Origin of the sequence: Marininema mesophilum, from assembly GCF_900106775.1 — a bacterium.
GTDB lineage: Bacteria > Bacillota > Bacilli > Thermoactinomycetales > DSM-45169 > Marininema > Marininema mesophilum.
Genome location: NZ_FNNQ01000031.1, coordinates 1 through 4,863, shown reverse-complemented (window position 1 = coordinate 4,863; position 4,863 = coordinate 1). Strand labels below are relative to the sequence as shown.

Here is a 4,863-nt window from a genome sequence, read left to right as displayed (position 1 = left end):
TGGAACAGGGTCAGCTAAAACAAAACCTCATATAGGCTTGGAATAAGCCTTCGTGGAGAATACGACGTTGGTCGATTCAATGAAGCGAGAAGCTCAGCCATTTCTAATGGCGAGTTGTTCACGGATCGGTATAATGGGAATGTAGGTAGAGGTGCATCGAAGGGGAGACGAACCGTGACACTACGTAAACTGTTCTTTCTGTTTTGGACTACATGTTTGATTGGCACTGTGACAGCCCCGATTATTGGACTTCTCCTCCAAGTGAGTAATATCGGTGGAGAGCTCCAAATCGTATCGCAATTATGGGCAGGAGTTATGTTTGGTGCGATGGCCCAAATGGGTTTTTTTGCTTATATGGTGTTTAACATGGTATTTGTCGGCTTTATTCGCAATCAACGGATGTACCAAGCTCTTCAGCTAATTGTAACGGTTATTGTTTTACTTAATCTGTTGATGATTCAAAGGGATTCTACCCTAGAGGTTGGAGCATGGTTCATTGTACCAGCAACGATATTGATCGCAGCTTTGATCGCGGCTTGGTTTAAAGTGAAGGCGACCAATCGTTACAGTTTTATCCCAGCGCTGTTTTTTATGACTGTGGCTACCAGCTTGGAAGCTATTCCTGCCTTAAAACAATCGATACCGTTAATTTTATTGATGGTGATCACCCTGTTGATTTGTAATGCGTGGCAACTCATGCAACTTCATCGCTTATTAGATCCAGTCAGTCCACCTATGGATCGACCCCACCAATCACCTACGGATATCAAAAAAAAGCGGAAACGAAAAAAACGGCCCGTGACGAGGAGCCGTTAGTCTACTGGATTTAGGTCCACCTTAGACCCTGCAATTAACTCAGAAACTGTTGTGAAACTGTACCCTTTCTTGTGGAGATCATCGATTATCTTTGGGAGTGCTTCATGCAATTGCTTACTGGAATCACTCGCATGCATGAGGACGATATCCCCAGGATGAGCTTTACCAGTAACACGACTGATAATTTTATCCTTGCCAGGATTGAGCCAGTCGAGAGAATCTGTATCCCACTGGATAGAGGTATAACCTAAATCACGAGCAACTTTAAGCACGCGCTTGTCAAAGTCACCATTAGGAAAACGGATGAGATTGGGCTCTTGTTTAGTAACTTTTGAGAGAATTTGATGGGCTTTGCTGATCTGTGTCTTGATCTGTTCTTCGCTCAAGGTACTGTAATTGATATGGCGGTGGCCATGGCTTCCAATCTCATAGCCCATATCCGAGATTCTTTTAACAATGTCCGGATGCGTCTCTGCCCAGGGAGAAGAGAGGAAAAAAGTTGCTTTCTTTACTCCTTTTTTCTCGAGAATGTCGAGTAAAGGTCCTGCCCGTTCTTCGCCCCAGCTGATATCAAAGGTTAAGGCGATCTGTTTTTTCTTCGTTTTTACACTATAAATTGCGTCAGGGCCGTTATCGAAGGGCATAAAGACCTGGATGTTCTCCTTCTCGGCATAGTAAATGCCAAGGGCGAAGATGAACGCGACTACCCCTAACATCGTCTGTTTGATTCGCTTTCCTGACAATACCCATATGAATTTCATCCCACCACCTCCGCTAACTTCGGTATGGAAGGCCTCACACCTGTCCCATACTAAATGTATTCCATGGGACGAGGGTTATGATCGTTTCATTAAAAGGAGGAGAACCGGATGCGGAAATTCTTTGAAGCCCTACGTGAAGAACGAAAACTGCTCCGTCTGGCGACGCTGCTCTTGATCGGGGGAGCGGTATTCGGCTATATTGCTTCTGATTCCATTAGGGGGATGTTGACCCCCATCTGGGATCAGTTGAAAGAAACAATCGCAAAGATTGGTAAGGAACCAGAGTTTTGGGAAGTCTATGTAGCCATTTGGGTCAACAATATGCGTGCCGCGGCTACGATGATCGGATTGGGATTATTTTTCGGTGTATTTCCTCTGGTTGCCCTCCTTACAAACGGGGTGATTCTTGGTGTGGTTCTGGGACAAGCCAGTACATTAGGTAAAAACCCATTATGGGTATTTGTACAGTCGATTCTTCCCCATGGTATTTTGGAATTACCCGCGATTATCATTGCGGCTGCCTTTGGAATTCGTTTGGGATTGTTAGTGATGCAATGGATGATTAGTTGGGTGTCGCCTACTTTTCGCGAGCGCAACAGAAAAGATTGGAGACATCTTTTCCATCGCATCCCGTATGTCGTAGGTGGTGTGATCATTCTGTTGATCGTCGCTGCGTTGATCGAAACCTCGTTAATTGTTTATTTAAAGCCAGTATAAATTTTTGAATGGGAGAGGATTTCATTGCAAACAAAACTTACATGGAATGGGAAAATGAAGTTTAATTCAACTACCCCATCGGGTCATCAACTAACCCTAGACGCGGCACAGGAAGTAGGTGGGGAAGATCAAGGCCCTCGGCCGACGGAAGTGCTACTATCGGCTGTAGGAGCTTGCTCGGGGATCGATATCGTAGACATCCTCAAAAAGATGCGTCTTCATGTAGAGGATTTTGATATGGAAGTCTCGGGTAGCCGTGCAGAGGAACATCCGCGCCGTTTTACCCATGTTCATATTCATTATCGTCTTACAGGAGATTTACCTGTTGAAAAAGTACGTCGCGCGGTCACCTTGTCGAGAGATACCTACTGTTCAGTCTCCCAGTCATTGAGTGCAGAGGTAACTACGAGCTTTTCAATTAATGGGGAAACTTATGAGTAACTGCTTTGGGTATCTTCTACACACCAGCTTCTGCGATTCTGGAAAAAATGGCTGGATATTTTCTGTATAGAAAAGATCACAAACGATGCGGTGGCATAGCCAACACATCGTTTGTGATCTCTAGATATGAGAACCGTGTTCTCGTAATTTGTCTTAGCTAAATCCACAGCCTAGGCAAAAAGCCGTTGGTGTTTGAAGTTTGGACCAAAACCGGGACGACTCAGTTTATTGGGACAGCTCTGTGGGCAAGTGGCAGTGAATCTCTCTGCTTAATGGGCTTTACCTGACTTATTCGAGGGTACAGGCCCTTTGGAATCATTGTCACTGTCATGTTCTGTGTTCGGCAGTTGACTAACATAATCTTGGCGAATGACCCCCATGCGCATCCGTTGTGGATGGTCGCCAACGGGGATGCGGGTGACTTCCTGCTCGGAGTCATAGTTGAGGACAACTACCGAGTCTTCACCGCTAGCCGAGACGAAACAGTATTTACCGTCAGCGCTGTTGGTAGCCCAATACGGTTTGTCCACATTCGGGAATAGTTTATACTTGAACGTCCCACGATCCACGATTGCAGCGTAGTCCGACATCGTCCCTGCGGCACATAACTTCGTTCCCTTGGGGTTCATCGCCAGCCCGTGGTGGGCGGAGTCGAGGATATACTGCTCACGTGGAGTGTTTTTCGCTTTGTCGCTGATTGGAAGTTGAGCTAAACGTAGCGGCTTAAAGGTTTTAAGATCGAACTCGAGGAACCCATGAAAGAAAGATAGTTGCATATAAGCAGTCTTCTCATCGGGAGAGATGACCATCGGCCTAACCGCTGAGCTATAGTCCTTATAGCCGTATTCCTTGAGGGTTTTGCCGATATCCAGGCGTTTGATGATTTTGTTTGTTTTGGCGTCTACGATCTGGAACCAGCGATCACCCTTAGTGAAATCAAATATTGGTTGATCAGTCGGGGTCCAGACGTGTCCAACACTCGCGTGATAGATCCGCTTTCCGTCAGGGGAATAATTGCTCTCATGCGGCGAGTCTCCAGATTCAAACTCACCAACCTTGCGACCCTCCCTTGGGTCGATTACCTGAACCTTACGTGCAGTGGAGTCAGATACAAGAAGGCGAGTGCCGTCCGGGGATATCGCCATGTGATCTGACCGGTAGCCCTCCATCTTCACACGCCAGACAATTTCTTGAGTTCTCAGGTCAATGCCAACGACGTCAGCTAGGCTGGGTCTTGAGACGTAGACGTATCGACCGTCGCGGGAAGTAAACATATCGTCTACGTACTGGTCGTGACCCTCTCCGATGAGCTTGCGAATCATCAACTTATACATGAGGGCAACGGGATTCGTAAGCAAATCTCGTTCGCGCTCCTTAATATCCGGGATGACGTTGATCCGACTGAGTTTTGTGAACTTTTTAGGGTCAATGATGTCCACTGTGCCATCCCAGTTGTTGCCGACGAAGAGAACCGATTGTGTCTCTGGTGGTGTTTGGGATGCGTTTGCTTTGCCCTCTCCCATTGGAAAGAAGACAGCCATGACTAACACTACTGCCAATAGAACCCTAATCCTCCAAAGCGAATTTTCCATCGATGGCTCCTCCCTTTCAAATAGACCTACATTCAATCCTGATCAGTAATCTTCAGATGCTCTTTCTAAAATCATTAGCTACAACTTTTAGTCACGACTACGCTTAACGCGTATTCTCACGTTTATTAATGTATCCTTTCAATTTCTCCCAACAAATGCCTTATTCCTACTTAGTACTGATTAAGGGAAATCTACTCGGTGAAGTTTGTTATCTATAGCTGGCATTCAATGTAATTAATGCAAGGGATTAAGGCATTCATCTCCAGCCTTACTAGTTTAAAAGAAAATTGAAAAAACACGAAGAAAGGTATTGACCCAGGGTAAGATCCATGCTAAATTATTATTTGTCGCTGCGAGGACATGGCAAAAAAGTGAGCCTTTGCGGCATGGAAGCTGAGAAGTTGCTTACAAAAAAGAATTGTTGACAGGATCTACAGAAGGTGATAAGATAGATCTTGTCGCCGTAAGAGAGCGGCATCGGCTGAAAGGCCGGAAAACAAAGCGTTCCTTGAAAACTGAAGAGCGAATGAATGACC

Annotated in this window: 5 protein-coding genes; 3 read left to right on the top strand and 2 right to left on the bottom strand. The window is 45.7% G+C overall.

Annotated features, from left to right (window positions below; translation table 11 throughout):
* The first annotated feature begins 174 nt into the window (after window positions 1-174).
* Window positions 175-816, top strand: coding sequence for a KinB-signaling pathway activation protein (locus tag BLV90_RS15760; RefSeq protein WP_177168125.1), 642 nt, complete (start codon window positions 175-177; stop codon window positions 814-816).
* On the opposite strand, the gene pdaB is transcribed toward BLV90_RS15760, so the two are convergent.
* On the bottom strand, window positions 813-1,577 hold the full coding sequence (gene pdaB, locus BLV90_RS15755) for a polysaccharide deacetylase family sporulation protein PdaB (RefSeq protein ID WP_091743056.1): 765 nt from the start codon (window positions 1,575-1,577) through the stop codon (window positions 813-815). The genes BLV90_RS15760 and pdaB overlap by 4 nt on opposite strands.
* Before the next feature lie 108 nt (window positions 1,578-1,685).
* On the opposite strand from pdaB, the gene BLV90_RS15750 reads away from it, so the two are divergent.
* The gene (locus BLV90_RS15750) at window positions 1,686-2,294 is read left to right on the top strand and encodes a stage II sporulation protein M (RefSeq protein WP_091743054.1); all 609 of its coding nucleotides are present in this window, start codon (window positions 1,686-1,688) and stop codon (window positions 2,292-2,294) included.
* Window positions 2,295-2,318: 24 nt separating this feature from the next.
* Entirely contained in the window at window positions 2,319-2,735 is a 417-nt protein-coding gene (locus tag BLV90_RS15745; RefSeq protein WP_091743052.1) for an OsmC family protein, read from the top strand.
* A gap of 269 nt (window positions 2,736-3,004) precedes the next feature.
* On the opposite strand, the gene BLV90_RS15740 is transcribed toward BLV90_RS15745, so the two are convergent.
* Window positions 3,005-4,327, bottom strand: coding sequence for a YncE family protein (locus tag BLV90_RS15740; protein WP_091743050.1), 1,323 nt, complete (start codon window positions 4,325-4,327; stop codon window positions 3,005-3,007).
* Between the last annotated feature and the right edge of the window lie 536 nt (window positions 4,328-4,863).

Excerpts from the sequence above, each read along its gene's own strand:
- pdaB (WP_091743056.1), bottom strand. The coding sequence starts at position 1,577 with ATGAAATTCATATGGGTATTGTCAGGAAAGCGAATCAAACAGACGATG.
- BLV90_RS15750 (WP_091743054.1), top strand. The coding sequence starts at position 1,686 with ATGCGGAAATTCTTTGAAGCCCTACGTGAAGAACGAAAACTGCTCCGT.
- BLV90_RS15740 (WP_091743050.1), bottom strand. The coding sequence starts at position 4,327 with ATGGAAAATTCGCTTTGGAGGATTAGGGTTCTATTGGCAGTAGTGTTA.